Here is a 24,718-nt window from a genome sequence, read left to right as displayed (position 1 = left end):
GGCCATGCCTGCATCGGCCAATGAAGTGGTGCTTGCCGCCAGCGGCCTGGGCAAGACCTACGCCCAGCCCGTGCTCGGCGAGGTCAGCCTGAGCCTGCGCGCCGGTGAAGTGCTGGCCCTGACCGGCGAGAACGGCGCGGGCAAGAGTACGTTGTCCAAGCTCATCAGCGGCCTGGAGGTGCCCACCACCGGGCACATGACCTACCGTGGCCAGGCCTACGCGCCCGGCAGCCGCAGCGAGGCCGAACGCCTTGGTGTGCGCATGGTCATGCAGGAGCTGAACCTGCTGCCGACGCTGACCGTGGCGGAAAACCTGTTTCTCGACAACCTGCCCAGCCGTTTCGGCTGGATCAGCCACAAGCGCCTGCGCCAGCTGGCAACGGCCGCCATGGCTCGGGTCGGGCTCGACGCCATCGACCCGGACACCCCTGTCGGCGAGCTGGGCATCGGCCATCAGCAAATGGTCGAGATTGCCCGCAACCTGATCGGTGACTGCCATGTGCTGATCCTGGATGAACCCACTGCCATGCTCACTGCGCGCGAGGTGGCGTTGCTGTTCACCCAGATCGAGCGCCTGCGCGCGCGCGGCGTGGCCATCGTCTATATCTCGCATCGCCTGGAAGAGTTGCAGCGGGTGGCCCAACGCATCGTTGTGCTGCGCGATGGCAAGCTGGTGTGCGACGAGCCGATCCAGCGCTACAGCAGCGCCCAGCTGGTCAACCTGATGGTCGGCCGCGAGCTGGGCGAGCATATCGACCTTGGCCGACGGCAGATGGGTGCACCGCTGCTCAAGGTCGACAAGTTGTGCCGCGGCGACAAGGTGCGCGAGGTGTCGTTCGAAGTCAGGGCAGGGGAGATTTTTGGCATTTCTGGCCTGATCGGCGCCGGCCGTACCGAGCTGTTGCGCCTGATCTATGGTGCCGATCGCGCCGACAGCGGCGGTATCGCGCTCGGCCAACCGCCGCAGGCGGTAAACATCGACTCGCCCAAGGCTGCAGTGCGGGCCGGTATCGCGCTGATAACCGAAGACCGCAAAGGCGAGGGCCTGCTGTTGACGCAGTCGATCAGCGCCAACATTGCATTGGGCAACCTGGGCGCGGTATCGCGGGCCGGCGTGCTCGATGGCGAAGCGGAAAAAGCCTTGGCCGAACGCCAGATCCAGGCCATGCGCATTCGCAGTGCCGGCGCGCAGCAGGTGGTGGGTGAGCTGTCTGGCGGTAACCAGCAAAAAGTGGTGATCGGCCGCTGGCTGGAGCGCGATTGCCAGGTGCTGCTGTTCGACGAACCCACGCGTGGCATCGATGTGGGCGCCAAGTTCGACATTTATGGCCTGCTGGCCGAGCTGGCGCGCCAAGGCAAGGCCTTGGTGGTGGTGTCCAGTGACCTGCGAGAACTGATGCTGATTTGCGACCGCATCGCCGTGCTGTCTGCCGGCCGCCTGATCGACACCTTCGCGCGTGATCATTGGAGCCAGGACCGGTTGCTTGCCGCCGCCTTCGCCGGTTATCAGAAACGTGACGCGCTGCTGCATGATGCAGCCCCCAGGATGGATGCATGAAAACCACCCCGCTCAACAACCAGGAAGCCACCCCCGTGCGCCGCAGCGGTACCTACTTTGGCCTGGGCACCTACCTGGGCCTGGCTGGCGCCTTGCTGGCGATGATCGTGCTGTTCTCGTTCCTCAGCAGCCACTTCTGGTCGTATGGCACCTTCAGCACGCTGGCCAACCAGATCCCGGACCTGATGGTGCTGGCGGTGGGCATGACCTTCGTGTTGATCATCGGCGGCATCGACCTGTCGGTGGGCTCGGTGCTGGCGCTGGCCGCCTCGACGGTGAGCGTGGCGATACTCGGCTGGGGCTGGGGCGTGCTGCCCTCGGCGCTGCTGGGCATGGCTGTGGCCGCATTGGCCGGCAGCATTACCGGTGGCGTCACCGTGGCCTGGCGCATCCCGTCGTTCATCGTCTCGCTTGGTGTGCTGGAGATGGCCCGTGGCCTGGCCTACCAGTTCACCGACTCGCGCACCGCCTATATCGGCGACGCCTACGCCTGGTTCTCCAACCCGGTCGCCTTTGGTGTTTCGCCAGCGTTCATCATCGCCTTGTTGGTGATCGTGCTCGCCCAGTTGGTACTGACGCGTACGGTGTTCGGCCGTTACCTGATCGGTATCGGCACCAATGAAGAGGCCGTGCGCCTGGCCGGTATCGATCCGCGCCCTTACAAAGTGCTGGTGTTCGCCCTGATGGGCCTGCTCGCCGGCCTGGCCGCACTGTTCCAGATCTCGCGGCTGGAAGCCGCCGACCCCAACGCCGGGTCTGGCCTGGAGCTGCAGGTCATTGCCGCCGTCGTGATCGGCGGTACCAGCCTGATGGGCGGGCGTGGCTCGGTCATCAGCACCTTCTTTGGCGTACTGATCATTTCCGTATTGGCCGCCGGGCTGGCGCAGATCGGCGCCAGCGAGCCGACCAAACGCATCATCACCGGGGCGGTGATCGTCATCGCCGTTGTGCTCGACACTTACCGTAGCCGGCGCGCAGGCCGGCGGAACTGACACCATGGCAACCATCAAAGACGTCGCGGCACTGGCGGGTATTTCCTACACCACCGTGTCCCATGTACTCAACAAGACCCGTCCGGTCAGCGAACAGGTGCGGCTGAAGGTGGAAGCCGCCATTGTCGAACTGGATTACGTGCCCAGTGCGGTGGCGCGCTCGCTGAAGGCGCGCAGCACGGCCACCATCGGCCTGTTGGTGCCCAACAGCGTCAACCCTTACTTCGCCGAGCTGGCGCGGGGTATCGAAGACGCCTGCGAGCGCAACGGCTATTGCGTGATCCTGTGCAACTCCGACGACAACCCACAGAAGCAGCGCAGCTACCTGCGCGTGCTGCTGGAAAAACGCATCGACGGCCTGGTAGTGGCCTCGGTGGGCCAGGACGACGACCTGCTGCAAAGCCTGGCCGGTGTGCGCACGCCAATGGTCATCGTCGACCGTGAGCTGGAAGGCGTCGATGCCGACCTGGTGCGCATTGACCACGAGCAGGGGGCGTACCTGGCCACCCGGCACCTGCTGGAGCTGGGCCATCGCGACGTCGCCTATATCGGCGGCCCCGCCGAAACCGGTGTTACCCAGCTGCGCCTGAGCGGCTTCCGCCGTGCCATGGCCGAAGCCGGTGCGCCTGTGCTGGGCAGCCGTGTACTGCACTGCGACTTCACCAGCCCGGGTGGCCATGCAGCGGCGGCGCAGGTGCTGGAAGGCAAGCGGCCCTCGGCGATTTTTGCCGGCAACGACATGATCGGCTTTGGTGTGCTGCGCGCTGCCGCCGAACGCAATATCAGCGTACCCGGCGAGCTGTCGGTGATCGGCTTCGACGACATCGAACTGAGCCGCTACGTGTACCCACCACTGACCACCGTGGGCCAGTCGATCCGCGAGCTGGGCGAGAGCGCTGCCTCGTTGCTGCTGACGCGTATCGCTACGCCCCGGCAAGGCGCGGCGGAGCAGCGTATCGTCGCCCCGCGTATCGTCTTGCGTGAATCCACCGGGCCGCGCCCGGACCTGTTCAATGAATACCGCTAACGCTAAGGAAACGTCATGAATGCCAAGGTTGTGGTGGTCGGCAGCCTCAACATGGACCTGGTGGTCCGCGCCCAGCGCCTGCCACGGGCCGGCGAAACACTCCCCGGCGATAGCTTTTTCACGGTGCCGGGCGGCAAGGGTGCCAACCAGGCGGTGGCGGTAGCGCGGCTGGGGGGCAGCGTGGCGATGATCGGCAATGTGGGGGATGATGATTACGGTCGGCAACTGCACCGGGCCTTGTATGTCGAGGGTATCGACTGTCAGGGTGTCAGCACCTGCCCGGGCACGTCCAGCGGTGTGGCGCTGATCACGGTGGATGCTGCCAGCCAGAACTGTATTGTCATCATTCCCGGCGCCAACGGCCTGCTGACGCCGCAGTCGGTGCTGCGTTTCGATGCACTGCTGCAGGCCGCCGAGGTGGTCATCTGCCAGCTGGAAGTGCCCACTGACACTGTGGCGTGCACACTGGCCAGGGCGCGTGAGCTGGGCAAGCAGGTCATCCTGAATCCAGCACCCGCTAGCGGCCCCTTGCCAGCGGACTGGTTTGCGCATATCGATTACCTTACCCCTAACGAAAGCGAGGCCGAAGCCTTGACCGGTGTGGCGGTGACCGACCAGGACAGTGCCCGGCGCGCAGGCGAGCGCTTGCTGCAGCTGGGGGCAGGCAAAGTGATCATCACCTTGGGTGCGCAAGGTGCCTTGCTGGTTACTGCCCAAGGCCATCAGCACTATCCGGCGCCGCGCGTGCAACCGCTGGACACCACCGCTGCCGGCGATACCTTCATTGGTGGCTTTGCTGCCGGCCTGGTGCGTGGGCTGGACGAGGGGGAGGCGATCGCCTTTGGCCAGCGTGCCGCGGCATTGTCGGTTACCCGTGCCGGTGCCCAACCGTCGATTCCCTACCTGGCGGAGCTGACGCCATGAAGAAAACCCCGCTGCTGAACGTTGCCCTGTCGCGAGTCATTGCCGGCATGGGGCATGGCGATATCCTGGTGATCGGCGATGCCGGGCTGCCGGTGCCGCCGGGTGTCGAGCTGATCGACCTGGCCATTACGCCTGGCCTGCCGGACTTCGCCAGCGTGCTGCGGGTGGTGCTGAGCGAATTGCAGGTTGAGCGGCACGTGCTGGCTGAAGAAATGCAGAAAGTGGTGCCACCTGCGCTGGTCGAAATCGAGCGACTGAAGGGCAAGCTGGGCAAGCGCGAATGGCTGACCCATGAGGATTTCAAAGTGCTGTCGCGCAGTGCCCGTGCGGTGGTGCGTACAGGCGAGTGCCAGCCCTACAGCAACATCGCCCTCATCTCCGGCGTCACCTTCTAGCCGCTTCCACAAAGGACGCCGGGCTGTGTAAACGCATGATTCATAGGCAACAGGAGTGCCATCCATGCTCAAGTCCCTGCTACAAGGAGTTGTTTTCATGGCCACAGCCTCCACCCTCCAGGCCGCACCCATCGACCTGATCATCGACACCGATCCCGGCGCGGACGACGTGGTCGCGCTGTTTCTGGCCATGGCTTCGCCCAACGAACTCAATATCCGCGCCATCACCACCGTGGCCGGCAACGTGCGCCTAAACAAGACCTCGCGCAATGCCCGCCTGGCCCGCGAATGGGCGGGGCGCGAAGACATCCCGGTGTATGCCGGTGCCGGCCGCCCATTGGTGCGCACGCCGATCTACGCCGCCGACGTTCATGGCGAAGAAGGCCTCACCGGTGTACCGGTGCACGAGCCGAAAGCGCCCCTGGCCCAGGGCAATGCCGTGCAATACCTGGTCGATACCCTCAGCGCAGCCAAACCGCACAGCATCACCGTCGCCATGCTCGGCCCGCAGACCAACCTGGCCCTGGCGCTGATCCAGCGCCCGGGCATCGTCAACGGCATCAAAGAGGTGGTGGTCATGGGGGGAGCCCATTTCAACGGCGGCAACATCACCCCGGTGGCGGAGTTCAACCTCTACGCCGACCCGCACGCCGCCGAAGTGGTGCTGGCCAGCGGCGTGCAGCTGACCTACCTGCCGCTGGATGTCACGCACAAGCTGCTGACCAGTAACGCTCGCCTGAAGCAACTGGCAGCCGTGAACAACCAGGCCAGCAAGCGCGTGGTGGATATCCTCAATGCTTACATCACCCACGATATGGACGTGTATGGCATACCTGGCGGCCCTGTGCACGACGCCAGCGTCATCGCCTACCTGTTAAAGCCCGAGCTGTTCAGTGGCCGGCGTATCCACATGAGCATCGACAGCCGCGAAGGGCCCACTTTCGGCCAGACAATTGCAGACTGGTACGGTGTGCTCAAGCGGCCGGCGAATGTGCTGTGGGTGGAGCAGGGTGATGCCCAGGGGCTGTTCGACCTGCTCAGTGCCCGTCTGGCGCGATTGGAATAGCCGCGTGCGGCGCGTAGCGCTCGAACACCTGGTCGATGAAGCTGCGTGCCGCCTCGGCACCGTTGTCGCGCACCAACAGGTCGATGGCGATCAACAGTAACTCTTCCGGTGTGCCAGGGCTGTACGCGCTCTGGCCCTCGGCCCATTTGACCTTGATATCGGCATCGATGCTGTGGGTGCTCATGAAAAGCTCTCGCTGGGGGCCCGGAACGAAGGGGGAACACCTGACCCTGGTGTTCGATGGAGGCGGGATGCGCTCCACTTCTTGCAGCAAATCATGGCTTTGCGCCGGTGACCGTGCGAGCTAAGCATATGGCAAACGCAGCGTGTTGTGCAAAATCCGGTCACGATTGCTTTTCGCCTCGCCGCTGCAGTTCAGGCAGACTTGACCGGTTTTGCAACAAATGATGAGCGGAGCTGTCGGATCAGGCAGTTCCCGGACCGATTTAGGAGGCTTCATGTTCCGTACCCGTGCTTACCTGGCAACTCTGGCTGTGGCTGCTGTCCTGGCGGGTTGCAGCACTGGTGGCAATGCTGATGGTGGTGCCGCGCCGGCCGCGCCAGCGGGCAACGATGGCCGCTGCGAAGCCAGTGGTGCCGACTTTGCCCTGGGCAAGCAGGCCAGCGCCGAATTGCTGGAGCAGGCACGCAAGGCCAGCGGCTCGCAGATGGCGCGCATTCTCAAGCCGCACGACGTGGTGACCCTGGAGTACCGCTCCGAGCGCTTGAACCTGAACGTGGACGAGCAGGGCAGGGTAACCCGCGTCAACTGCGGTTGATGCACGCAGGGGCAACTGCCTTGCGCAAAATGTGAAAAACCTGCGCGGTCGCCTGTAGGAGCGGGTTCACCCGCGAACACGGGCGAAGCCCGTGCCATTCACCCTAAAGTAGGTTTCGCAGGCAATCCCGCCCCACTCAGATGATGCATCACCCATAAAAAAACCCGCCACAAGGGCGGGTTTTTTTACAGCTATCCGAATTACTCCGGACGAACCTGTGCAGCCTGCATGCCCTTCTGGCCGCGCTCGGCGACGAAGGAAACAGTCTGGCCTTCTTTCAGGCTCTTGAAGCCGTCAGATTCGATGGCTTTGAAGTGTACGAACAGGTCGTCGCCGCCGCCTGCTGGGGTGATGAAGCCGTAGCCTTTCTCATCATTGAACCATTTGACGGTGCCTTGTTGGCGATTGGACATGGGTGAATCTCCAGAACATTTAGTTTTTTCAGTGGTGCAATGCGGCCGAGGCTACGGAGCACGGGATACATCATAGTCTAATTCTGCGCATCTAGCGCCTTTTACCTTCGCAGGATATTGATCCAGCTCAAAGAATGGCTGGCCATCACCGGCTTTAAGGTTTCAGCTCTTCGGTGCGCAGGCCTGTTTCACCACCGACTGCGCCTTCTGCATCAGTTTGGCGTCAACGCCGTCCTTGCTGTCGAGGTCGGCAATCTCGGCGTCGGTGAAATTCTTTTTGATGGCTTGCGCGCCGCAGTCGCAGTGTTTTCTCGCGGTGGCAGCGTCAACGCCCTGGCCGCTGGCCACTTGCGTGCACTGGGTCATGTAGGCGGCCTCCTTCCCGGCTGGGAAGTTGCCGGCGTTCGCAGCCACGGGCAGCAGCAGGGCGCCAGCGGCCGCCAGGGCCAGAAGAGACGGAACTCGCATCACCAGTTACTCCTTGGGTTAAGGTCTCATCAAGAGTAGGTTGCTTCCCAAAGTCTGAGCGGTATTTTTCCGCGTTAGTTCACCGCTGCGGTGCAATTTCCAAATATTTCTGCCTGGGGTGCAACCCGCGTGCTAGCATGCTCGGCTTGCGGTCGCGCTGTTGCCGGCTGCAGCTATCTTTTTTCTTTCCAGTCACTCTGGTTCGTCCCTGACAAGCCGAAAGGCTTCTGCCACTGTGGGGCAGGCTTCCTTTTACCGGAAGGCAGGTCGGATCTTGTACTGGCTCATCCCAACCCACGTGACCTTTGGTAGGGGTCACCACTAGGAGAGGAGGCGCCATGCCCGTTATTACTCTTCCCGATGGCAGTCAACGTTCGTTCGATCACGCCGTATCCGTAGCCGAAGTAGCCGCTTCCATCGGCGCTGGCCTGGCCAAGGCCACTGTGGCCGGCAAGGTCGACGGCAAGCTGGTCGATGCGTGTGACCTGATCAGCAACGACGCCACCCTGCAGATCATCACCCCTAAAGATGAAGAGGGACTGGAGATCATCCGTCACTCGTGCGCCCACCTGGTTGGCCACGCCGTGAAGCAGCTGTACCCGACCGCCAAGATGGTGATCGGCCCGGTCATTGACGAAGGCTTCTATTACGACATCGCCTACGAGCGCCCCTTCACCCCAGAAGACATGGCCGCCATCGAAAAGCGCATGATGGAGCTGATCGAAAAAGACTACGACGTGGTCAAGAAAATGACCCCGCGCGCCGAAGTCATCGATGTGTTCACGGCCCGTGGCGAAGACTACAAGCTGCGTCTGGTCGAAGACATGCCGGATGAACAGGCCATGGGCCTGTACTACCACGAAGAATACGTCGACATGTGCCGTGGCCCGCACGTGCCGAACACCCGCTTCCTCAAGGCATTCAAGCTGACCAAGCTGTCCGGCGCCTACTGGCGTGGCGATGCCAAGAACGAGCAGCTGCAGCGCGTGTACGGCACGGCCTGGGCTGACAAGAAGCAGCTGGCTGCGTACATCCAGCGCATCGAAGAAGCCGAAAAACGCGACCACCGCAAGATCGGCAAGCAGCTCGACCTGTTCCACCTGCAGGAAGAAGCCCCGGGCATGGTGTTCTGGCACGCCAACGGCTGGACCGTCTACCAGGTACTCGAGCAGTACATGCGTGGCGTGCAGCGCGAAAACGGCTACCAGGAAATCAAGACCCCGCAGGTTGTCGACCGCATCCTGTGGGAGCGTTCCGGCCACTGGTCCAACTATGCCGAAAACATGTTCACCACTTCGTCGGAAAGCCGTGACTACGCGGTAAAACCGATGAACTGCCCGTGCCACGTGCAGGTGTTCAACCAGGGCCTGAAAAGCTACCGCGACCTGCCGCTGCGTCTGGCCGAGTTCGGTGCCTGCCACCGTAACGAGCCGTCGGGCGCCCTGCACGGCATCATGCGCGTGCGTGGCTTCGTACAGGACGATGCGCACATTTTCTGCACCGAAGAACAGGTGAAGAAAGAAGCCGCCGACTTCATCAAGCTGACCCTGGACGTGTACAAGGACTTCGGTTTCAGCGACATCGCCATGAAACTGTCCACTCGTCCGGCCAAGCGTGTCGGTTCTGAAGAGTTGTGGGACCGTGCTGAAACAGCGCTGGCCGACGCCCTGAACGAATCCGGCCTTGAGTGGGAATACCAGCCGGGCGAGGGTGCCTTCTACGGCCCGAAAATCGAGTTTACCCTGCGCGACTGCCTCGGCCGTAACTGGCAGTGCGGTACCCTGCAGTACGACCCGAACCTGCCAGAGCGTCTGGATGCCAGCTATATCGCCGAAGATAACAGCCGAGTTCGCCCGGTCATGCTGCACCGTGCCATCCTCGGTTCGTTCGAGCGCTTCATCGGCATGCTGATCGAGCACTATGCTGGTGTGTTCCCGGCGTGGCTGGCCCCAACCCAGGCGGTGATCATGAATATCACCGACAAGCAGGCCGATTTCGCCCTCGAGGTTGAGAAATCTCTGAACGGAAGCGGTTTCCGTGCCAAGTCGGACTTGAGAAATGAGAAGATCGGCTTTAAAATCCGCGAGCATACTTTGCTCAAGGTCCCGTACCTTTTGGTTATAGGGGACCGCGAAGTCGAAACGCAAACCGTCGCTGTGCGTACTCGCGAAGGCGCAGACCTGGGCTCCATGCCCGTCGCCCAATTCGTTGAGCTGCTGACACAAGCGGTTTCCCGGCGTGGTCGCCAAGAATCGGAGTAATGACTATTAAGCGTGAAATGAGAAACGATAAGCGTGCTGTACCGAAGGCCCCGATCAACGAGAATATCTCGGCCCGCGAGGTTCGGTTAATTGGCGCAGACGGCGAGCAGGTTGGCATCGTCTCGATTGATGAAGCGCTGCGTATCGCTGATGAAGCGAAGCTGGACCTGGTAGAAATCTCTGCAGACGCGGTACCACCCGTCTGCAAGGTCATGGACTACGGCAAGCACCTCTTCGAGAAGAAGAAGCAGGCTAACGAAGCCAAGAAAAACCAGAAGCAGATCCAGATCAAAGAAATCAAGTTTCGTCCAGGGACGGAGGATGGGGATTACCAGGTAAAACTACGCAACCTGGTACGTTTCCTTACCGATGGGGACAAGGCCAAGATCTCTCTGAGATTCCGTGGTCGTGAGATGGCCCACCAGGAGCTGGGCATGGAGCTGTTGAAGCGGGTCGAAGCCGACCTCGCCGAATACGGCACCGTTGAGCAGCATCCGAAGATGGAAGGACGCCAGCTTATGATGGTCATCGCCCCCAAGAAAAAGAAGTAATCTCCCGGGCACGGCAGGCCTGATGATTATGTGTAATTTTATCGAATGCGGAGTTCCAACATGCCAAAAATGAAAACCAAGAGCGGTGCTGCGAAGCGCTTCCTGAAGACAGCTTCGGGCTTCAAGCACAAGCACGCTTTCAAGAGCCACATCCTGACCAAAATGTCGACCAAGCGTAAGCGTCAACTGCGCGGTGCCAGCTTGCTGCACCCGTCCGACGTCGCAAAAGTCGAGCGCATGCTGCGCGTTCGTTAATTCTGGTTAAGATAGAGGAAGTTACTCATGGCTCGTGTTAAGCGCGGCGTTATCGCTCGTAAGCGTCACAAAAAAATTCTGAAACTGGCTAAAGGTTACTACGGTGCACGTTCGCGCGTATTCCGTGTAGCCAAGCAAGCGGTCATCAAGGCAGGCCAATACGCCTACCGCGACCGTCGCCAGAAGAAGCGTCAGTTCCGCGCACTGTGGATCGCTCGTATCAACGCCGGTGCCCGCACCAACGGTCTGTCCTACAGCCGTCTGATTGCTGGCCTGAAAAAGGCTTCGATCGAAATCGACCGTAAGGTTCTGGCTGATCTGGCAGTGAACGAAAAAGCGGCGTTTGCTGCGATTGTCGAGAAAGCTAAAGCCGTTCTGGCTTAAGTACCCGCGACAATCACCCGGCGGTGCTAGCGCTGCCGGGCATTGAACGTCATCGATAGGGGAAGAGCCTTCAAAGCTCTTCCCCTATTTTCGTATCTGGAGTCTGTACATGGAAAACCTGGATGCGCTGGTCTCCCAAGCCCTAGAGGCCGTGGAACGCGCTGAAGACATCAACGCCCTGGAACAGATCCGGGTTAATTATCTCGGCAAGAAGGGCGAGCTGACCCAGGTGATGAAGACCCTGGGCAACCTGCCAGCCGAAGAGCGACCGAAAGTCGGCGCGCTGATCAACGACGCCAAAGAGCGCGTCACCGTTGTGCTCAATGCCCGCAAGGCTGCCTTTGAAGAAGCCGAGCTCAGCGCTCGCCTGGCTGCCGAATGCATTGACGTCACCCTGCCAGGCCGCGGCCAGGCCACCGGTGGCCTGCACCCGATCACCCGTACACTCGAGCGCATCGAGCAGTTCTTCACCCACATTGGTTACGGCATCGCCGAAGGCCCAGAGGTGGAAGACGACTACCACAACTTCGAAGCGCTCAACATCCCTGGCCACCACCCGGCGCGGGCGATGCACGACACCTTCTACTTCAATGCCAACATGCTGCTGCGTACCCACACCTCGCCGGTGCAGGTGCGGACCATGGAGTCCACCCAGCCGCCCATCCGCATTGTGTGCCCGGGCCGCGTATACCGCTGCGACTCGGATATCACCCACTCGCCGATGTTCCACCAGGTCGAAGGCCTGCTGATCGATCGCGATATCAACTTCGCCGACCTCAAGGGCACCATCGAAGAATTCCTGCGCGTATTCTTCGAGAAAGAACTGGCGGTCCGTTTCCGCCCATCGTTCTTCCCCTTCACCGAGCCGTCTGCAGAAGTCGACATCCAGTGCGTGATGTGTTCCGGCAACGGCTGCCGCGTGTGCAAGCAAACCGGCTGGCTGGAAGTGATGGGCTGCGGCATGGTGCACCCGAATGTGTTGCGCATGTCCGGCATCGACCCAGAAGAGTTCCAGGGCTTCGCCTTCGGCATGGGTGCCGAGCGCCTGGCCATGCTGCGCTATGGCGTCAACGATTTGCGTCTGTTCTTCGACAACGACCTGCGGTTCCTAGCCCAATTCCGCTAGGCCCAATCGACGCAACTTTCAGGAGAACAGCATGAAATTCAGTGAACAGTGGCTGCGCGGTTGGGTCAACCCGCAAGTCTCCCGTGACGAACTGGTCGCCCGCCTGTCCATGGCCGGCCTCGAAGTTGACAGCGTTACCCCCGCTGCCGGCCAGTTCAGCGGCATCGTCGTGGGCGAAATTCTCGCCACCGAACAACACCCGGACGCCGACAAGCTGCGCGTGTGCCAGGTAAGCAGCGGCCAGGAAACCTTCCAGGTTGTGTGCGGCGCCCCTAACGCCCGCCCAGGCATCAAGATCCCGTTCGCCATGATCGGTGCCGAACTGCCAGGCGACTTCAAGATCAAGAAGGCCAAGCTGCGCGGTGTCGAGTCCTTCGGCATGCTGTGCTCGGCTGCCGAACTGCAGATCAGCGAAGAAAACGACGGCCTGCTGGAACTGGCTGCCGACGCTCCGGTTGGCGAAGACATTCGCACGTACCTGAGCCTGGATGATGCCAGCATCGAAATCGGCCTGACCCCGAACCGCGGCGACTGCCTGTCCATCGCCGGCCTGGCACGCGACGTCAGCGCCCTGTACGACACCCCGGTCACCCGCCCGGTGGTGCCAGCCGTAGCGGCCGCCCATGACGAAGTGCGCCCGGTCGAAGTCAGCGCCCCGGCTGCCTGCCCGCGCTACCTGGGCCGCGTTATCCGTAACGTCGACCTGAGCAAGCCAACCCCACTGTGGATGGTCGAGCGCCTGCGCCGCAGCGACGTTCGCAGCATCGACGCCGCCGTCGACATCACCAACTACGTGATGCTCGAACTCGGCCAGCCGATGCACGCCTTCGACCTGGCGGAAATCAACGGCGGCATCCGCGTGCGCATGGCCGAAGAGGGCGAAAAACTCGTCCTGCTCGACGGCCAGGAAGTGGCCCTGCGTGCTGACACCCTGGTGATCGCCGACCACACCCGCGCCTTGGCCATCGCCGGCGTCATGGGGGGCGAGCACAGCGGTGTGAACACCGAAAAAACCCGCGACCTGTTCCTGGAAAGCGCCTTCTTCGAGCCGATTTCCGTCGCCGGTAAAGCCCGTTCCTACGGCCTGCACACCGATGCCTCGCACCGCTACGAGCGCGGCGTCGACTCGCAACTGGCCCGCGAAGCCATGGAGCGCGCCACCCAGTTGCTGCTGGACATCGTTGGCGGCGAAGCCGGCCCTGTGGTTGAAGCGGTCAGCGAGCAGCACCTGCCACAAGTAGCCCCGGTCACCCTGCGCGCCGAACGCATCACCCAGATGCTTGGCATGGAAATGGACCCAGCCCAGGTCGAGCAGTTGCTCAACGCCTTGGAACTGACCACGGTTAAAAGTGCAGAAGGGCAGTGGACCGTCACCGTTCCAAGCCACCGCTTCGACATCAGCCTGGAAGTGGACCTGATCGAAGAGCTGGCCCGCCTGTACGGCTACAACAACCTGCCGGTCCGCTACCCTCAGGCGCGCCTGGCGCCACAGGGCAAGCCGGAAACCCGCGGTGACCTGCCGACCCTGCGCCGCCTGCTGGTTGCCCGCGGCTACCAGGAAGCCATCACCTACAGCTTCATCGACCCGAAACTGTTCGAACTGTTCAGCCCGGGCGTAGAGCCGCTGCTGCTGGCCAACCCCATCTCCAGCGACATGGCCGCCATGCGCGCCTCGCTGTGGCCGGGCCTGGTCAAGGCACTGCAGCACAACCTGAACCGCCAGCAAGACCGCGTGCGCCTGTTCGAAAGCGGCCTGCGCTTTGTCGGCCAACTGGGTGACCTGCAGCAGCAGCCAATGATTGCCGGCGTCATCACCGGCAGCCGCCTGCCAGAAGGCTGGGCCAACGGCCGCGACGGCGTCGACTTCTTCGACGTCAAAGCCGACGTGGAAGCCTTGCTGGGCTACTCCGGCGCCCTGAGCGACTTCACCTTCAGCGCCGGCAAACACCCAGCCCTGCACCCAGGCCAGACCGCTGCCATCGAGCGTGACGGCAAGCTGGTCGGCTACCTCGGCGCCATTCACCCGGAGCTGGCCAAAGCCCTGGGCCTGGACCGCCCGGTGTTCCTGTTCGAGCTGGTGCTGGGCGACGTGGTCGAAGGCCGCCTGCCGAAATTCAGCGAACTGTCCAAGTTCCCGGAAACCCGTCGCGACCTGGCTTTGATCGCAGGACGTGATGTGGCTTCTAGCGCGGTGCTTGAATTAATTCGTGACAATGCAGGCGAATGGCTCACAGACCTCAGGCTGTTTGATGTGTACCAAGGTAAAGGCATTGATCCTGATAGAAAAAGCCTTGCCGTCGGCTTGACCTGGCAGCATCCATCGCGCACTCTTAACGACGATGAGGTGAACACTACCCTGCAAAACATCCTCACCTCGCTCGAACAAAGGTTGAACACCACGTTAAGGAAATAACGGCATGGGTGCTCTGACGAAAGCTGAGATGGCCGAAAGGCTGTACGAGGAGCTGGGGCTTAACAAGCGTGAGGCCAAGGAGCTGGTCGAGCTGTTTTTCGAAGAAATTCGGCACGCACTTGAAGAGAACGAGCAGGTCAAGCTGTCCGGTTTCGGCAACTTCGACCTTCGCGACAAACGCCAGCGGCCGGGCCGCAACCCCAAGACAGGGGAAGAAATCCCGATCACCGCACGGCGCGTCGTCACCTTTCGTCCAGGGCAGAAGTTGAAGGCCCGGGTTGAGGCCTATGCTGGAACCAAGCCATAACGACGAACTGCCCCCCATACCGGGCAAACGCTACTTCACCATTGGTGAAGTGAGCGAGTTGTGTGCCGTAAAGCCACACGTGCTGCGGTATTGGGAGCAGGAGTTCGACCAGCTGAACCCTGTGAAGCGGCGGGGGAACCGGCGGTATTACCAGCGCCAGGATGTGCTGATGATCCGCCAGATTCGTGCGCTGCTGTATGATCAGGGGTTCACCATTGGCGGGGCGCGGTTGAGGCTCTCCAGTGATGAGGCTAAAGATGAATCCAGCCAGTACAAGCAGCTGATTCGGCAGATGATTGTTGAATTGGAGGATGTGTTGGTGGTTTTGAAGAAGTAAACCGGGTTTCTGATGAGCGGAAATTTTTTTGAGAAAAAGCTTTCATTTATCAGAGGGTTAGGGTACATTCTTCAACGTTCTCGGCAAGATTGAGAACATGCTTCAAAGCCCAGTCGGGGCGTAGCGCAGCCCGGTAGCGCACTTGCATGGGGTGCAAGGGGTCGAGTGTTCGAATCACTCCGTCCCGACCATATATTTCAATGACTTAGGCCATTTCCGAAAGGAGTGGCCTTTTTCATGTGCGTGACTTTTGCGTGACTTCTCAGGGTAACACCACCGCGAACTCGCATGTCAACCTCGTCAGGAACGGCGTGGGTGTAGAGCGGAATGCTGTAGTCGTTGACCGCCGAGGCAGGCGCTCCACCGAATTTGAGGTTGTGCTGCTTAACCTCGTTCGAGATCGTGGCGTACGCCTGAGGTGAGCGTGATTCCATCCATGCCACCGGCTCGGCCCGGTGCTGGGCCGGCAGGTGCTAAACCGGAGATCGGTCCAAGGCCAATTACAGACTGGCCCATCGGCGCCGCATCCACCATGGCACTGGTACAGAGTGAGACGTCCCCTCAGCTGCCAGCAGCCCACTGGCGCCGCTTGTCCATGATGAAGTCGACGAAGGTCCGCAGGCGCAACGGCATGTGCCGGCCTTGGGGATACAGCAGGGTGAACGGCCGCGAGCGGCCCGCGAAGGGCCGCAGCACCTCGACCAGCGAGCCCTCGGCAAGCTCGCGCTCGACGATGAAGCGGTAGGTCTGGAACAGTCCCGCGCCGTGCTTGGCCAAGGTCACGCCACCGAGCACGTCGTCCGAGCAGACGTAGCCGCCGTCGGTGAGGACTTCCCGTTCGCGGCCCTCCTCGTCGAACAGCCAGGCGATGCGCCGACCGCTGCTGGGCAGTTCGAACTGGATGCAGTCGTGCTGCGCCAGTTCTTCAAGGCTCTGCGGTTCCCCCGCGTGTTCCAAGTAATCTGGAGTGGCCACCACCACCAGCCGGGCGTCTTCCAGCGGCCGGGCGATCAGAGTCGAATCCGGCTGTGCACGCACGCGGATGGCCAGGTCGTAGCCCTCGCCGACAAAGTCGATATTGCGGTTGCCCAGGTGGATGTCGACCTGCACCTTCGGGTAGCGCCGGCGAAACTCGGGCAGCAGCGGCAGGATGCGGTGGTGCCCGTAGGTCGTGGGCAGGCTGATGCGCAGTGTGCCCGAAGGCTCCTGCTGCTGACCGGTCACCACCCGCTCGGCCTCCACCAGCTGGGTCAGCGCCTGACGACACTGTTCGTAGTAGCCTCGCCCGCCCTCGGTCAGGCGGATGCTGCGGGTGGTACGGACGAACAGTCTGGAGCCCAAGCGCTCTTCCAGGCGGCTGATCGAGCGACTGACCGCTGCCGGCGTCACGCCCGCCGCGAGACCGGCCGTGGTGAAGCTGCCCAGCTCCGCCGCCAGACAGAACAGCTCGATGCTGCCGAGTAGGACGTCGTCGAAATGCCGCTGCATTGATTACACCATGTATCAACTGAAGTTCTCGCTGCCATATTTATCCTTATCTAAAGCAAAAATATAGTCCTCCCAACGGCGCTCTTCTGCGTCACCTGATTGGGAGAAACGACATGAGCAACAGCAAAACGGTAGTGATCACCGGCGCCTCCAGCGGCATCGGCTTCGGCCTGGCCAAGGCTTTCCTCGCCAGTGGCTTCAATGTGGTCGGCAATGCCCGCTCCGCCGGACGCCTCGCCGAGGCCAAGGCACAACTGGACAGCCCCGCCTTCATCGGCGTGGCCGGTGACATCGCCAAGCCTGAGACCGCCCGCCGCCTGATTCAGGCCAGCATCGACGCCTTCGGCCAGGTCGACGTGTTGGTCAACAACGCTGGCTTCTTCCTGCCCAAACCCTTCGTCGACTACAGCCCGGAAGACATCCAAAGCATGCTGGAGACCAACCTCAAGGGCGTGGTCTACGCCTCCCAGGCCGCCGCCGTGCACATGATCGAGCGGCGCCAGGGTCACATCATCAACATCACCGCTGCCGTGGCGCTGCAACCCAACATCGCCGTGCCCGCCGCCTTGCCGGTGCTGATCAAGGGGGGCCTCAACCAAGTTACCCGCGCCCTGGCGCTGGAGCTGTCGTCGCACAACATCCAGGTTAACGCGGTGGCTCCCGGCATCATCGAGACGCCGATGCACGATCCGGCCAGCTTCGACTTCCTCAACGGCCTGCAACCGGCCGGACACATCGGACGCGTCAGCGACATTGCCGACGCCGTGCTTTACCTGGCCAACGCCGGGTTCACCACGGGCGTGGTGTTGCCGGTCGACGGCGGTATGAGTGTCGGCAAATGGTAATAGGCTGAACGTAACGGGGAGGCATCCCGCCTCCTTGCCCTGATTTCCCCACCCCATAGGAGTAATACCATGCCCTTCGTCAGCGTCCGCATCACTCGCGACGGCGTCACCCGTGATCAGAAAGCCCAAGTCATCAAGGAAATCACAGAGACCTTGCAGCGAGTGCTCGGAAAGAAACCTGAGCTCACCCATATCGTGATCGATGAGGTCGACACCGATAACTGGGGCTACGCCGGCATGACCACCACCGAGTACCGCAGCAAAAAAACTCAGGGATGAGCTCCGAACTGCCCCGGCGGCGCGAATCAGCGCCTCCAGGGCGGCCTTGGCTCGACACGCTTGCGAAGGAGAACCCACTTGGAGACCGGGGTGGCCAATACGCTAGCGCATCTCGTATAGGGAGAGTCTCGCCCCCATGTTACCGAGTCTCAACTTCCTCAGGATAACGCTGGCACATAGACAACCTGGTCACGCCCCCCATGTTTGGCCGCATAGAGACCGCCGTCAGCGCGCTTTATTGCATCATCAATCTGCTCACCCTGGGTGAGCAGGGCGCATCCGATGCTCATGGTCATCTTCCGAGGGACGCCGGGCAACAAAAACGGCGCGCTGCCAATTGACTGACGCAAGCGCTCCGCAATCTGCGTTAATTCTTGGCTATCTTTAACCCGTAGCAAGGCCACGAACTCTTCTCCTCCTTGGCGTACCAGCAGGTCATCTGGCCGAAGCGTAGCCCGCAGGCGGCGGGCACACTCGCAGAGCACTTTATCGCCGGCATCGTGGCCATGCTCGTCATTGACGGATTTGAAACGGTCGAGGTCCGCGTATACGGCACCTAGCTGTAAACCTCGCTCCTCAGCCAAACGAAGCTCTCGGTTCTGAAATGCTGCCAACGCCCCGCGGTTCCATAGTTGTGTCAAAGGATCAAGCAAAGCCCTGCGCTGCCCGCGATCCATTTCAACACGCAGAGCGCGATTGACCTGCGCTAGGCTCCGCAGTTGCAAATAACCCTCGGTGAGCGTGGCTAAGTCCCGAAAATTAGCCTGTTGCGCCTCGCTGAGCTTCCGCGGCCGAGGATCGAACATGCACAGGGTGCCAATGGCTTTGCCATTTGAGGCACGTAACGGGTGGCCCGCATAGAACCGGATATAGGGTGGGTTCAGCACGAGGGGATTGTCCTCGAAGCGTGTATCGCACCTGGCGTCGGAAACCATCAAGGTATCTTCACCGAGAATCGCGTAGCCGCAAAAAGACACATTACGCTTCGTCTCGCTTACCTCGATACCGATTCGAGCCTTGAACCACTGCCGGTCCTGATCGATTAGGCTGACCAGAACGGTCTCCACCTGGGCTAGTTCTTGGGTGAGTCGTACCAAGGTATCGAGATAATGCTCGGCCGGCGTATCGACCAAGTCCATATCATCAAGTGTGCGCTGACGAAGTGCTTCATCAGCGGGTAGGGGACAAGCTGGCATATCTGTTACTCCACTCCTTGGTTCGTTTTTTCCACAAACGCGGATAGAAAACTCTCAAGCATCTTGACCAATGCCGCACACGCTCGGCGCCTTCAGGCCAGGCCAGCCGGAATAGAGAGCATAGCAAACCGGTTGGCTCTATCCCGGATCCTCCAGTGGGCATTACCTGTGGTGTTGATCGGCGCGGCTCGGTCGGTCGCCCAAGACCTCGACAAACTTCTCAGACCTACAGACGGCTTGAACAAACGGTTGAGGTTGTCGCCCCTGCCTGCCTTATTGGAAATCCGGTATTGACCTCGAGTTAAGTCAAGGTTTTAGAGTGGCGTCCGGACGCTCTCGCTGCTTTCGGAAACGAACTCACAAAGGACCCGGAATGGACACTCCGACTTCACTGCTGATTTTCCAGATCACCTGCTGCATTGGCTTGAGCCTGTGGCTGAGTATCAGCCTGATCAACAACCTGCAGGCCTTTGCCAGCTCAGCCGGGGCGATCGGGGAGACCATGTCGATGGCGCCGCTGGCCCAACCTCCCGGAATCAGCCTCCCTTTGCTGGTGCGAGCGATGACCTCTCACGCCATCCATCGCTTGGCCTTGTCGATCATCGTGCTGACACAGGCAGCCGCCGTTCTCGCGGCTTGGGTTGGCTGCTATGAACTGCTGCTTGGCGCCGGTTTGGAGGTGGCGCTGCCCTGGTTGAACCTGGCCTTGAGCGCAACGCTCGGGTTCCTGTTCGCGATGCTGCTGGGCGGGATATGGTTCGGCTACTGGATCCGCCAGGAAGGGTTGCAACTGACCCATCTGCTGTTGATGGTCTGGATCCTGCTGCACTTCGTCGTACTGAATGTCCGCTGGAGTTGAGCGGCCTAGGGAAGCTTGGAGCATTTCAGTTAAAAGGAGCAACAGATGAAGATGATGATCGTAGGCGCCGGCAGAGGTTTGGGCCGGGCTTTGCTCGAAGGGCTCGGCAAGCCAGGGGACACGCTGATCGGCGTATCACGCAAACAGCCGTCAGACTTGGCCCTTGCCCCGGGCATCGATCTGCAGTGGGTCGATGCCGACCTTGCCAAGCCAGCGGCGGCTGTGGCACAGATCGCGGATCGGGCACCTGCCGATCTGGATGTCCTGATCTACAACGTTGGCATCTGGGAAGAACACGCCTTCAGCGAGCACTATGCCTTCCTTGACGACAGCGACGAATCGATCACCAGGCTGGTCGAGGTGAACATCACGGCCACGCTGCTTCTGCTCAAGCGCCTGGTGCCCAAGTTGCTTGGTGCGCCCCGGCCGCAGTTGATCCTCACCGGTTCGACCTCAGCTCTTCGCCAGAGTGGGCGCCCGGAGGTAGCGTTCGGCGCCTCAAAGTTCGCCCTCAACGGCATGGCTGATGCGCTGCGCGAAGGTTTCAGGGATGACAACCTGGCGGTGACCGTGCTCCAACTGGGTTATCTGAATACCGACGACTCCCTGAACACGCCATTGGCGCAAGCCGCAGCACGTGGCGAGCGGCGCCAGGTACCGGTGCATGATGTGGTCACTATGGTCGACGCGCTGTTGCGCTTGTCCGGGGCTTCGTTCGTACGGGAGCTGATCTTGCCGGCTATCGGTGATGAGCGCTTCTGACGCCAAATCACTGGAGCCTTTGCGTGAGGGTTCGGCTTTGATGTCGCAATCGATGGAACTGAGTCTTGGATCACGTCTAGCAAGAACGGGGCAGGGGGTAGGTCGCTGAGTCGCCTTCAAAACCGGGAGCCGCATAGGTCTTGAAGGCACCCAGTCGATGATGAGTCATTCAGCGCATCATGCCCAGTTCAGCATCATCCATCAGTGCCTTGGCTAACGCGCAAAGGTAGTGCGAAGCCCAGACCAACTGAGGTTTATCTTCCATCAATCCATCCAGAGTCATGTCCCGTGCATAGCCCATCAGCTCGGACGCCTGTTCACGGGCGCTTTGGCAAGGGATGCCGGCTTCGATGCGGAAGAGGGGATGGGTCTGGTTTTTACCTTGGTAGAAGGTGGTTTTGCCGACGGTGAATTTGGTTTCTTCTGTGGACATTGTTCAGTTTCCCCAAGAGTGCTTCAGCCTGTACGGGCCTATTCGCGGGTGAACCCGCTCCTACAGGAGCACGGCAGTCTTCAAGGCTGAGGGAGTGCCTGGAAGGGGGTATCCGCGAAGACGCCGGCCCAGGCAGTGCATCAGCGAGACGTCAGTGCGTAGTGCGAGGCTCCGTGGGCATCTGCACTTGGGCTATTGCGGACTCGAGCAAAGCTCTCAAGGTCTCCAGTTCATGCATCGAGGTCATCATCAGAATCGACGCGGGTGACTTGGGCTGCAGCAGCATTGCCTGATGCACGACAGTTGCAGCGCAAAGCGCGTAATCCGTGGCCTGGATCAGGGTGTCTTCAAGGCAGAGGGACCGGTGGGGTGGATCTGGAACGATCTTGAGCATGGCGTAACTCCAACGTCGGAAAGTGGAGCTACCTCAACCTTGCTGTCAAACAAGATGGTGGCAGCTGTACGCGGGTTGACAGACCGAGACGTTGGCACTCGGCGCACCACAGGGTGCCCACACGTACAGCCGCCATGAAAGCGAGCACATGAGGACAACGTCAGCGGTCTGTCAAAACCGGTCGCTGAATTGGCAGCGACAGGCCGAGACTAGGGCTGACTATTTCCATGTGCAACGAAAATCAGGCGCGAGGAGTATCTTTGGGAAATGGCCTACAAGGAAGGGGTTATTTCTGATTTTCGACCCGCTCCCGTTCCCCAAAACGTCGACAGGAAACATGCGGGCAAAAGAAAGCCCGCCGAGGCGGGCTAAGTACTATCACGTAGGGATAGCTTCATCCTGCCCAAGCCACTGTGAAAATTGGGTGAAAGAAAGGTCCCCATAACGTGATCATCCAGAGCGCCCCGCGCCCTTTAAAGCTCGGCTTTCTGCCGCTGGTGGCGCTGAAAGCGGGTAACCGCGATCTGGACGGCAGCTGCAACGAGGCACAGTAGGCCGACTTTCCAGCTGCCCTCCAGGCCGTAATGCTCGGCGATCTTCCCTGTGATGATGACGCTAACGAAGATGGCGAAAGGCAGGATCAGTTTGTTCATCGGGTCTTCCAGCAGTCTGCAGATGGCTCGGGTGAACATGCAGTTCACCCAGCGGAAAGGCCGCGATCTTAGCAAATCCGGTTACGGCGTTGTGGTCACTTCCAGAGCGGTTGCAAGGTGTGCTGTCTGTCTCGCGATAATGGCAAAGGGACAGCATGGACTTGCGCGACCCAGCCCTCGAAACTGATCCATTCGCATCTGGACCAGGGCCGGTCATGAATAACCTGCAACGCACACTCTCTCTCATGCTGCTGCTGGCAGCCGCTTCATTGACCGCCTGCGTCCCCTGGAAACGCGAACGCGCCGCCTACGCGGACCTTTGCGAATCCGAGTTCCAGTTCAAAGTGCCAGGCCCGCAGGGGGATACCACCCTCTACCTGGAAACCTACCTCTACGACCACGCCGCCCTGTGGGGCGAAAAGCGCTATGAGCAAAGCCTGTACGTGCAGTACCCGGGCGAGAAGTACTCGCGGCAGGAATTCTTTGTGCAAATGATCGCCTACAACAAAGACCGCCAACGCCCGTCGACCGATGCCAAGCGTGGCGAGCCGCCGATACCGGTGCTGTACGACAGCCGTCAGGCTTACATCACCTTTGAAGACGGCTCGCGCCTGAATGCGCGGCCCGAGGTGTACTTGGGCATCAACGAGACCTACGACTTTCCGTTGGTGAATGAGAAGACCGCCCGGCCATCGCCATATGACATCAACAGCGATGAAGTGCACCGGATGATTCCCAGGATGACCAACAACAAGCGCTATGGCTCGGCTTACGTGATCTTTCAGACGGACAAGTTCGAGGCAGATTCCAAGTGGACGATTCATCTGGGGGCACTGGATGTGCAGGGCCGCAAGGTGCAGATTCCGCCGCTGAAGCTCTGCTATCACCCCGTTAAGAAATGGATCGGGATCGAGCCGCTCATGCGGCCTTGAGTGGAAGGTGTCGGCCATGGGAGGTTTGGCGGCGCTCGATCTCACCGGCAATACAAACCCACCGGCGAACATCTCCCAGCCCCCCCCATTGCGAATTTCCTGGTTTCAGCTAACTTATACAAAAACCTGTACAGGCATGAGAGGTTGTACATGTATTGCGAGTGGCCCTTCACCCTGTACTTTGACGGCGCCTGCCCGTTGTGCGCTCGGGAGATCGCCTTCCTGCGCAGGCAATCGACCGGGGGAAAGCTCATCCTGGTTGACATCAGTGCTGATGATTTCGATGCAGGGGCGTTGGGCTTGACGGTTGAGCAACTGAGGTCATGCCTGCATGGAAGGTTCGCGAGCGGGCACTGGGTTACAGGCTTGGACGCCACCTTGTGGAGTTGGCGTGCTGCTGATGTGGGCCTGTGGGTCGCGCCACTGGCTTGGCGTCCGCTACGTCCCCTGTTTTCGGTTCTTTACAGGCTGTTCTGTCGATTGAGGCCACACTTGGCCTGGCTACCACATCCCGCTGGCGGGCACCGCTGTAGCGGTGAGGAGTCCAAATGTCACATTCGTTAGCCGAGCACTACCATGAAATCCTGGTCGGTATTGGTGAAAACCCGCAGCGCGAAGGGCTTCTGGACACACCCCAGCGTGCGGCAAAAGCGATGCAGTACTTGTGCAACGGGTATGCCCAGGATCTTCACGAGGTCGTGAACGGTGCTCTGTTCGAGAGTGAAAACGATGAAATGATTGTGGTGCGTGACATTGAGCTCTACTCATTGTGCGAACACCACATGCTGCCGTTTATTGGCAAGGCGCATGTTGCGTACCTGCCAACAGGACGCGTGTTAGGCCTTTCCAAGGTTGCACGCGTGGTGGATATGTTCGCCCGTCGTTTACAGATACAGGAAAACCTCACGCGGCAAATTGCGTATGCCGTGCAGGAAGTCACGGATGCCGCAGGGGTAGCGGTCGTGATCGAAGCCCAGCATATGTGCATGATGATGCGCGGTGTAGAGAAGCAGAACTCGGTGATGATTTCATCCGTGATGTTAGGTGCATTTCGCGACGCCCCCTCGACGCGGCACGAATTCCTGAACCTCATTGGACGACACAGTTGACGTCCGGTCCTGAACCGTCGCGAAGGGGCGCCCAGATGAATACCGATGCTACTGCGTTATCTCCAAGCCGCTTCGCTGTCCTGGGTTACGGCGGTCTGCTGCCGTTTATTGGTTTGACGCTGCTCATCCTTTTTTGGGCTGAATATCGAGCGTTTTTCTCGATGATGCTGGTTGGCTATGGCGCGGTGATATTGAGCTTCGTCGGTGCCCTGCACTGGGGGTTTGCCATGACGTTGCAGGGTTTGCCCGCGAAGCAGCGTCAAGAGCGACTGGTGTGGAGCGTTATACCGGCCCTGATCGGTTGGGTTGGCACGTTGCTGCCTGTGCCATTGGGGTGTCTGGTGTTGACCTTTGGTTTTGTCGGCCATCTTTGGCAGGATCGCAAACTGGCGCAAGCGATGCCTGGGTGGTATCTGCCGATGCGCGTGCATCTAACGGCTGTCGCGAGCCTCTGTTTGCTGGTCAGTGCACTTGCGGTGTCCATTCATTTTTGAAACCCCAAGCAACCATTG

The 24,718-nt window shown here is 60.7% G+C and carries 31 protein-coding genes and 1 tRNA gene; 24 read left to right on the top strand and 8 right to left on the bottom strand.

All coding sequences use genetic code 11. The features are described from left to right. Positions 1-4: 4 nt before the first annotated feature. From I8746_RS04630 to I8746_RS04605, 6 genes are all read left to right on the top strand, one after another. Positions 5-1,558 (top strand): sugar ABC transporter ATP-binding protein, encoded by a 1,554-nt coding sequence (locus I8746_RS04630; protein ID WP_221100209.1) that lies wholly within the window; start codon positions 5-7, stop codon positions 1,556-1,558. Continuing rightward, the gene (locus I8746_RS04625) at positions 1,555-2,550 is read left to right on the top strand and encodes an ABC transporter permease (RefSeq protein WP_221100208.1); all 996 of its coding nucleotides are present in this window, start codon (positions 1,555-1,557) and stop codon (positions 2,548-2,550) included. Before I8746_RS04630 ends, I8746_RS04625 begins: the two co-directional genes overlap by 4 nt. Before the next feature lie 4 nt (positions 2,551-2,554). Next, positions 2,555-3,577, top strand: a complete 1,023-nt coding sequence (locus I8746_RS04620; RefSeq protein WP_014860892.1) for a LacI family DNA-binding transcriptional regulator — start codon at positions 2,555-2,557, stop codon at positions 3,575-3,577. 15 nt (positions 3,578-3,592) lie between these two features. Then, positions 3,593-4,501, top strand: a complete 909-nt coding sequence (rbsK, locus tag I8746_RS04615; RefSeq protein ID WP_221100207.1) for a ribokinase — start codon at positions 3,593-3,595, stop codon at positions 4,499-4,501. After that, a complete protein-coding gene (rbsD, locus tag I8746_RS04610; protein ID WP_003250646.1) occupies positions 4,498-4,896 on the top strand; it encodes a D-ribose pyranase in 399 nt (132 codons plus the stop codon). The genes rbsK and rbsD overlap by 4 nt, the downstream gene beginning before the upstream one ends. A 64-nt stretch (positions 4,897-4,960) precedes the next feature. Further along, positions 4,961-5,962: a nucleoside hydrolase gene (locus I8746_RS04605; protein ID WP_012052883.1), complete on the top strand. Its 1,002-nt coding sequence runs from the start codon at positions 4,961-4,963 to the stop codon at positions 5,960-5,962. On the opposite strand, the gene I8746_RS04600 is transcribed toward I8746_RS04605, so the two are convergent. Beyond that, positions 5,934-6,146: a hypothetical protein gene (locus I8746_RS04600; protein WP_003250649.1), complete on the bottom strand. Its 213-nt coding sequence runs from the start codon at positions 6,144-6,146 to the stop codon at positions 5,934-5,936. The genes I8746_RS04605 and I8746_RS04600 overlap by 29 nt on opposite strands. Positions 6,147-6,420: 274 nt before the next feature. Between I8746_RS04600 and I8746_RS04595 the strand changes: the two genes are divergently transcribed. Continuing rightward, the gene (locus I8746_RS04595) at positions 6,421-6,741 is read left to right on the top strand and encodes an I78 family peptidase inhibitor (protein ID WP_012052882.1); all 321 of its coding nucleotides are present in this window, start codon (positions 6,421-6,423) and stop codon (positions 6,739-6,741) included. Positions 6,742-6,941: 200 nt separating this feature from the next. On the opposite strand, the gene I8746_RS04590 is transcribed toward I8746_RS04595, so the two are convergent. Together I8746_RS04590 and I8746_RS04585 are read right to left on the bottom strand one after the other, a co-directional pair. After that, positions 6,942-7,154 (bottom strand): cold-shock protein, encoded by a 213-nt coding sequence (locus I8746_RS04590; RefSeq protein ID WP_003250656.1) that lies wholly within the window; start codon positions 7,152-7,154, stop codon positions 6,942-6,944. 162 nt (positions 7,155-7,316) lie between these two features. After that, positions 7,317-7,622: a hypothetical protein gene (locus I8746_RS04585; RefSeq protein WP_221100206.1), complete on the bottom strand. Its 306-nt coding sequence runs from the start codon at positions 7,620-7,622 to the stop codon at positions 7,317-7,319. Positions 7,623-7,960: 338 nt separating this feature from the next. Between I8746_RS04585 and thrS the strand changes: the two genes are divergently transcribed. From thrS to I8746_RS04540, 9 genes are all read left to right on the top strand, one after another. Then, on the top strand, positions 7,961-9,883 hold the full coding sequence (gene thrS / locus I8746_RS04580; RefSeq protein WP_003250660.1) for a threonine--tRNA ligase: 1,923 nt from the start codon (positions 7,961-7,963) through the stop codon (positions 9,881-9,883). Continuing rightward, positions 9,883-10,434 carry a translation initiation factor IF-3 gene (gene infC / locus I8746_RS04575; RefSeq protein ID WP_012052879.1) on the top strand — a complete coding sequence of 184 codons (552 nt, stop codon included), beginning with the start codon at positions 9,883-9,885 and terminating at the stop codon, positions 10,432-10,434. The genes thrS and infC overlap by 1 nt, the downstream gene beginning before the upstream one ends. 60 nt (positions 10,435-10,494) lie before the next feature. Continuing rightward, on the top strand, positions 10,495-10,689 hold the full coding sequence (gene rpmI / locus I8746_RS04570; RefSeq protein ID WP_003250667.1) for a 50S ribosomal protein L35: 195 nt from the start codon (positions 10,495-10,497) through the stop codon (positions 10,687-10,689). A 27-nt stretch (positions 10,690-10,716) separates the two neighbouring features. Then, complete coding sequence (gene rplT / locus I8746_RS04565) at positions 10,717-11,073, top strand: 50S ribosomal protein L20 (protein WP_003250671.1); 357 nt, start codon at positions 10,717-10,719, stop codon at positions 11,071-11,073. A gap of 109 nt (positions 11,074-11,182) precedes the next feature. After that, positions 11,183-12,199, top strand: coding sequence for a phenylalanine--tRNA ligase subunit alpha (gene pheS / locus I8746_RS04560; protein WP_003250674.1), 1,017 nt, complete (start codon positions 11,183-11,185; stop codon positions 12,197-12,199). Positions 12,200-12,230: 31 nt separating this feature from the next. Next, complete coding sequence (gene pheT / locus I8746_RS04555; protein WP_012052878.1) at positions 12,231-14,612, top strand: phenylalanine--tRNA ligase subunit beta; 2,382 nt, start codon at positions 12,231-12,233, stop codon at positions 14,610-14,612. A gap of 4 nt (positions 14,613-14,616) precedes the next feature. Continuing rightward, positions 14,617-14,919, top strand: a complete 303-nt coding sequence (ihfA, locus tag I8746_RS04550; RefSeq protein WP_003250679.1) for an integration host factor subunit alpha — start codon at positions 14,617-14,619, stop codon at positions 14,917-14,919. Then, a complete protein-coding gene (locus tag I8746_RS04545) occupies positions 14,900-15,256 on the top strand; it encodes a MerR family transcriptional regulator (RefSeq protein WP_003250681.1) in 357 nt (118 codons plus the stop codon). Before ihfA ends, I8746_RS04545 begins: the two co-directional genes overlap by 20 nt. 114 nt (positions 15,257-15,370) lie before the next feature. Next, a tRNA-Pro gene (locus tag I8746_RS04540) sits at positions 15,371-15,447 on the top strand. A 370-nt stretch (positions 15,448-15,817) separates the two neighbouring features. Here I8746_RS04540 and I8746_RS04535 read toward each other — a convergent pair. After that, entirely contained in the window at positions 15,818-16,744 is a 927-nt protein-coding gene (locus I8746_RS04535) for a LysR family transcriptional regulator (protein ID WP_221100205.1), read from the bottom strand. Between the two features lie 113 nt (positions 16,745-16,857). Between I8746_RS04535 and I8746_RS04530 the strand changes: the two genes are divergently transcribed. Then, positions 16,858-17,589, top strand: a complete 732-nt coding sequence (locus I8746_RS04530) for an SDR family NAD(P)-dependent oxidoreductase (RefSeq protein WP_088512779.1) — start codon at positions 16,858-16,860, stop codon at positions 17,587-17,589. Between the two features lie 69 nt (positions 17,590-17,658). After that, positions 17,659-17,868: a 4-oxalocrotonate tautomerase family protein gene (locus tag I8746_RS04525; protein WP_088512778.1), complete on the top strand. Its 210-nt coding sequence runs from the start codon at positions 17,659-17,661 to the stop codon at positions 17,866-17,868. 158 nt (positions 17,869-18,026) lie between these two features. Here I8746_RS04525 and I8746_RS04520 read toward each other — a convergent pair whose 3' ends face one another. Next, the gene (locus I8746_RS04520) at positions 18,027-19,064 is read right to left on the bottom strand and encodes a sensor domain-containing diguanylate cyclase (RefSeq protein WP_221100204.1); all 1,038 of its coding nucleotides are present in this window, start codon (positions 19,062-19,064) and stop codon (positions 18,027-18,029) included. A 373-nt stretch (positions 19,065-19,437) separates the two neighbouring features. Between I8746_RS04520 and I8746_RS04515 the strand changes: the two genes are divergently transcribed. Then, a complete protein-coding gene (locus I8746_RS04515; RefSeq protein WP_179053152.1) occupies positions 19,438-19,923 on the top strand; it encodes a DUF2165 domain-containing protein in 486 nt (161 codons plus the stop codon). Positions 19,924-19,968: 45 nt separating this feature from the next. After that, a complete protein-coding gene (locus I8746_RS04510; protein WP_047603971.1) occupies positions 19,969-20,685 on the top strand; it encodes an SDR family oxidoreductase in 717 nt (238 codons plus the stop codon). Positions 20,686-20,854: 169 nt separating this feature from the next. Here I8746_RS04510 and I8746_RS04505 read toward each other — a convergent pair whose 3' ends face one another. The 3 genes from I8746_RS04505 to I8746_RS04495 all read right to left on the bottom strand — a co-directional run bounded on the left by I8746_RS04505 (position 20,855) and on the right by I8746_RS04495 (position 22,204). Beyond that, entirely contained in the window at positions 20,855-21,118 is a 264-nt protein-coding gene (locus I8746_RS04505; RefSeq protein WP_221100203.1) for a DUF3077 domain-containing protein, read from the bottom strand. Between the two features lie 151 nt (positions 21,119-21,269). Beyond that, the gene (locus I8746_RS04500; RefSeq protein ID WP_014860884.1) at positions 21,270-21,512 is read right to left on the bottom strand and encodes a hypothetical protein; all 243 of its coding nucleotides are present in this window, start codon (positions 21,510-21,512) and stop codon (positions 21,270-21,272) included. Between the two features lie 473 nt (positions 21,513-21,985). Further along, positions 21,986-22,204 carry a hypothetical protein gene (locus tag I8746_RS04495; protein WP_161773957.1) on the bottom strand — a complete coding sequence of 73 codons (219 nt, stop codon included), beginning with the start codon at positions 22,202-22,204 and terminating at the stop codon, positions 21,986-21,988. Between the two features lie 176 nt (positions 22,205-22,380). On the opposite strand from I8746_RS04495, the gene I8746_RS04490 reads away from it, so the two are divergent. The 4 genes from I8746_RS04490 (at position 22,381) to I8746_RS04475 (ending at position 24,700) form a co-directional block, all read left to right on the top strand. Next, positions 22,381-23,097, top strand: coding sequence for a hypothetical protein (locus I8746_RS04490; RefSeq protein WP_221100291.1), 717 nt, complete (start codon positions 22,381-22,383; stop codon positions 23,095-23,097). 150 nt (positions 23,098-23,247) lie between these two features. Beyond that, positions 23,248-23,661 (top strand): thiol-disulfide oxidoreductase DCC family protein, encoded by a 414-nt coding sequence (locus tag I8746_RS04485; RefSeq protein WP_033725614.1) that lies wholly within the window; start codon positions 23,248-23,250, stop codon positions 23,659-23,661. After that, positions 23,646-24,206: a GTP cyclohydrolase I FolE gene (folE, locus tag I8746_RS04480; protein WP_003250704.1), complete on the top strand. Its 561-nt coding sequence runs from the start codon at positions 23,646-23,648 to the stop codon at positions 24,204-24,206. Before I8746_RS04485 ends, folE begins: the two co-directional genes overlap by 16 nt. A 35-nt stretch (positions 24,207-24,241) precedes the next feature. Further along, the gene (locus tag I8746_RS04475; protein ID WP_221100202.1) at positions 24,242-24,700 is read left to right on the top strand and encodes a DUF3429 domain-containing protein; all 459 of its coding nucleotides are present in this window, start codon (positions 24,242-24,244) and stop codon (positions 24,698-24,700) included. The last annotated feature ends 18 nt before the right edge of the window (positions 24,701-24,718 follow it).

Source organism: Pseudomonas sp. USTB-Z, assembly GCF_019691255.1.
GTDB classification, from domain to species: domain Bacteria; phylum Pseudomonadota; class Gammaproteobacteria; order Pseudomonadales; family Pseudomonadaceae; genus Aquipseudomonas; species Aquipseudomonas alloputida.
This window is presented reverse-complemented; position numbering and strand designations above follow the sequence as displayed.

Excerpts from the sequence above, each read along its gene's own strand:
- I8746_RS04630 (WP_221100209.1), top strand. The coding sequence starts at position 5 with ATGCCTGCATCGGCCAATGAAGTGGTGCTTGCCGCCAGCGGCCTGGGC.
- I8746_RS04625 (WP_221100208.1), top strand. The coding sequence starts at position 1,555 with ATGAAAACCACCCCGCTCAACAACCAGGAAGCCACCCCCGTGCGCCGC.
- I8746_RS04620 (WP_014860892.1), top strand. The coding sequence starts at position 2,555 with ATGGCAACCATCAAAGACGTCGCGGCACTGGCGGGTATTTCCTACACC.
- rbsK (WP_221100207.1), top strand. The coding sequence starts at position 3,593 with ATGAATGCCAAGGTTGTGGTGGTCGGCAGCCTCAACATGGACCTGGTG.
- rbsD (WP_003250646.1), top strand. The coding sequence starts at position 4,498 with ATGAAGAAAACCCCGCTGCTGAACGTTGCCCTGTCGCGAGTCATTGCC.
- I8746_RS04605 (WP_012052883.1), top strand. The coding sequence starts at position 4,961 with ATGCTCAAGTCCCTGCTACAAGGAGTTGTTTTCATGGCCACAGCCTCC.
- I8746_RS04600 (WP_003250649.1), bottom strand. The coding sequence starts at position 6,146 with ATGAGCACCCACAGCATCGATGCCGATATCAAGGTCAAATGGGCCGAG.
- I8746_RS04595 (WP_012052882.1), top strand. The coding sequence starts at position 6,421 with ATGTTCCGTACCCGTGCTTACCTGGCAACTCTGGCTGTGGCTGCTGTC.
- I8746_RS04590 (WP_003250656.1), bottom strand. The coding sequence starts at position 7,154 with ATGTCCAATCGCCAACAAGGCACCGTCAAATGGTTCAATGATGAGAAA.
- I8746_RS04585 (WP_221100206.1), bottom strand. The coding sequence starts at position 7,622 with ATGCGAGTTCCGTCTCTTCTGGCCCTGGCGGCCGCTGGCGCCCTGCTG.
- thrS (WP_003250660.1), top strand. The coding sequence starts at position 7,961 with ATGCCCGTTATTACTCTTCCCGATGGCAGTCAACGTTCGTTCGATCAC.
- infC (WP_012052879.1), top strand. The coding sequence starts at position 9,883 with ATGACTATTAAGCGTGAAATGAGAAACGATAAGCGTGCTGTACCGAAG.
- rpmI (WP_003250667.1), top strand. The coding sequence starts at position 10,495 with ATGCCAAAAATGAAAACCAAGAGCGGTGCTGCGAAGCGCTTCCTGAAG.
- rplT (WP_003250671.1), top strand. The coding sequence starts at position 10,717 with ATGGCTCGTGTTAAGCGCGGCGTTATCGCTCGTAAGCGTCACAAAAAA.
- pheS (WP_003250674.1), top strand. The coding sequence starts at position 11,183 with ATGGAAAACCTGGATGCGCTGGTCTCCCAAGCCCTAGAGGCCGTGGAA.
- pheT (WP_012052878.1), top strand. The coding sequence starts at position 12,231 with ATGAAATTCAGTGAACAGTGGCTGCGCGGTTGGGTCAACCCGCAAGTC.
- ihfA (WP_003250679.1), top strand. The coding sequence starts at position 14,617 with ATGGGTGCTCTGACGAAAGCTGAGATGGCCGAAAGGCTGTACGAGGAG.
- I8746_RS04545 (WP_003250681.1), top strand. The coding sequence starts at position 14,900 with ATGCTGGAACCAAGCCATAACGACGAACTGCCCCCCATACCGGGCAAA.
- I8746_RS04535 (WP_221100205.1), bottom strand. The coding sequence starts at position 16,744 with ATGCAGCGGCATTTCGACGACGTCCTACTCGGCAGCATCGAGCTGTTC.
- I8746_RS04530 (WP_088512779.1), top strand. The coding sequence starts at position 16,858 with ATGAGCAACAGCAAAACGGTAGTGATCACCGGCGCCTCCAGCGGCATC.
- I8746_RS04525 (WP_088512778.1), top strand. The coding sequence starts at position 17,659 with ATGCCCTTCGTCAGCGTCCGCATCACTCGCGACGGCGTCACCCGTGAT.
- I8746_RS04520 (WP_221100204.1), bottom strand. The coding sequence starts at position 19,064 with ATGCCAGCTTGTCCCCTACCCGCTGATGAAGCACTTCGTCAGCGCACA.
- I8746_RS04515 (WP_179053152.1), top strand. The coding sequence starts at position 19,438 with ATGGACACTCCGACTTCACTGCTGATTTTCCAGATCACCTGCTGCATT.
- I8746_RS04510 (WP_047603971.1), top strand. The coding sequence starts at position 19,969 with ATGAAGATGATGATCGTAGGCGCCGGCAGAGGTTTGGGCCGGGCTTTG.
- I8746_RS04505 (WP_221100203.1), bottom strand. The coding sequence starts at position 21,118 with ATGTCCACAGAAGAAACCAAATTCACCGTCGGCAAAACCACCTTCTAC.
- I8746_RS04500 (WP_014860884.1), bottom strand. The coding sequence starts at position 21,512 with ATGCTCAAGATCGTTCCAGATCCACCCCACCGGTCCCTCTGCCTTGAA.
- I8746_RS04495 (WP_161773957.1), bottom strand. The coding sequence starts at position 22,204 with ATGTTCACCCGAGCCATCTGCAGACTGCTGGAAGACCCGATGAACAAA.
- I8746_RS04490 (WP_221100291.1), top strand. The coding sequence starts at position 22,381 with ATGAATAACCTGCAACGCACACTCTCTCTCATGCTGCTGCTGGCAGCC.
- I8746_RS04485 (WP_033725614.1), top strand. The coding sequence starts at position 23,248 with ATGTATTGCGAGTGGCCCTTCACCCTGTACTTTGACGGCGCCTGCCCG.
- folE (WP_003250704.1), top strand. The coding sequence starts at position 23,646 with ATGTCACATTCGTTAGCCGAGCACTACCATGAAATCCTGGTCGGTATT.
- I8746_RS04475 (WP_221100202.1), top strand. The coding sequence starts at position 24,242 with ATGAATACCGATGCTACTGCGTTATCTCCAAGCCGCTTCGCTGTCCTG.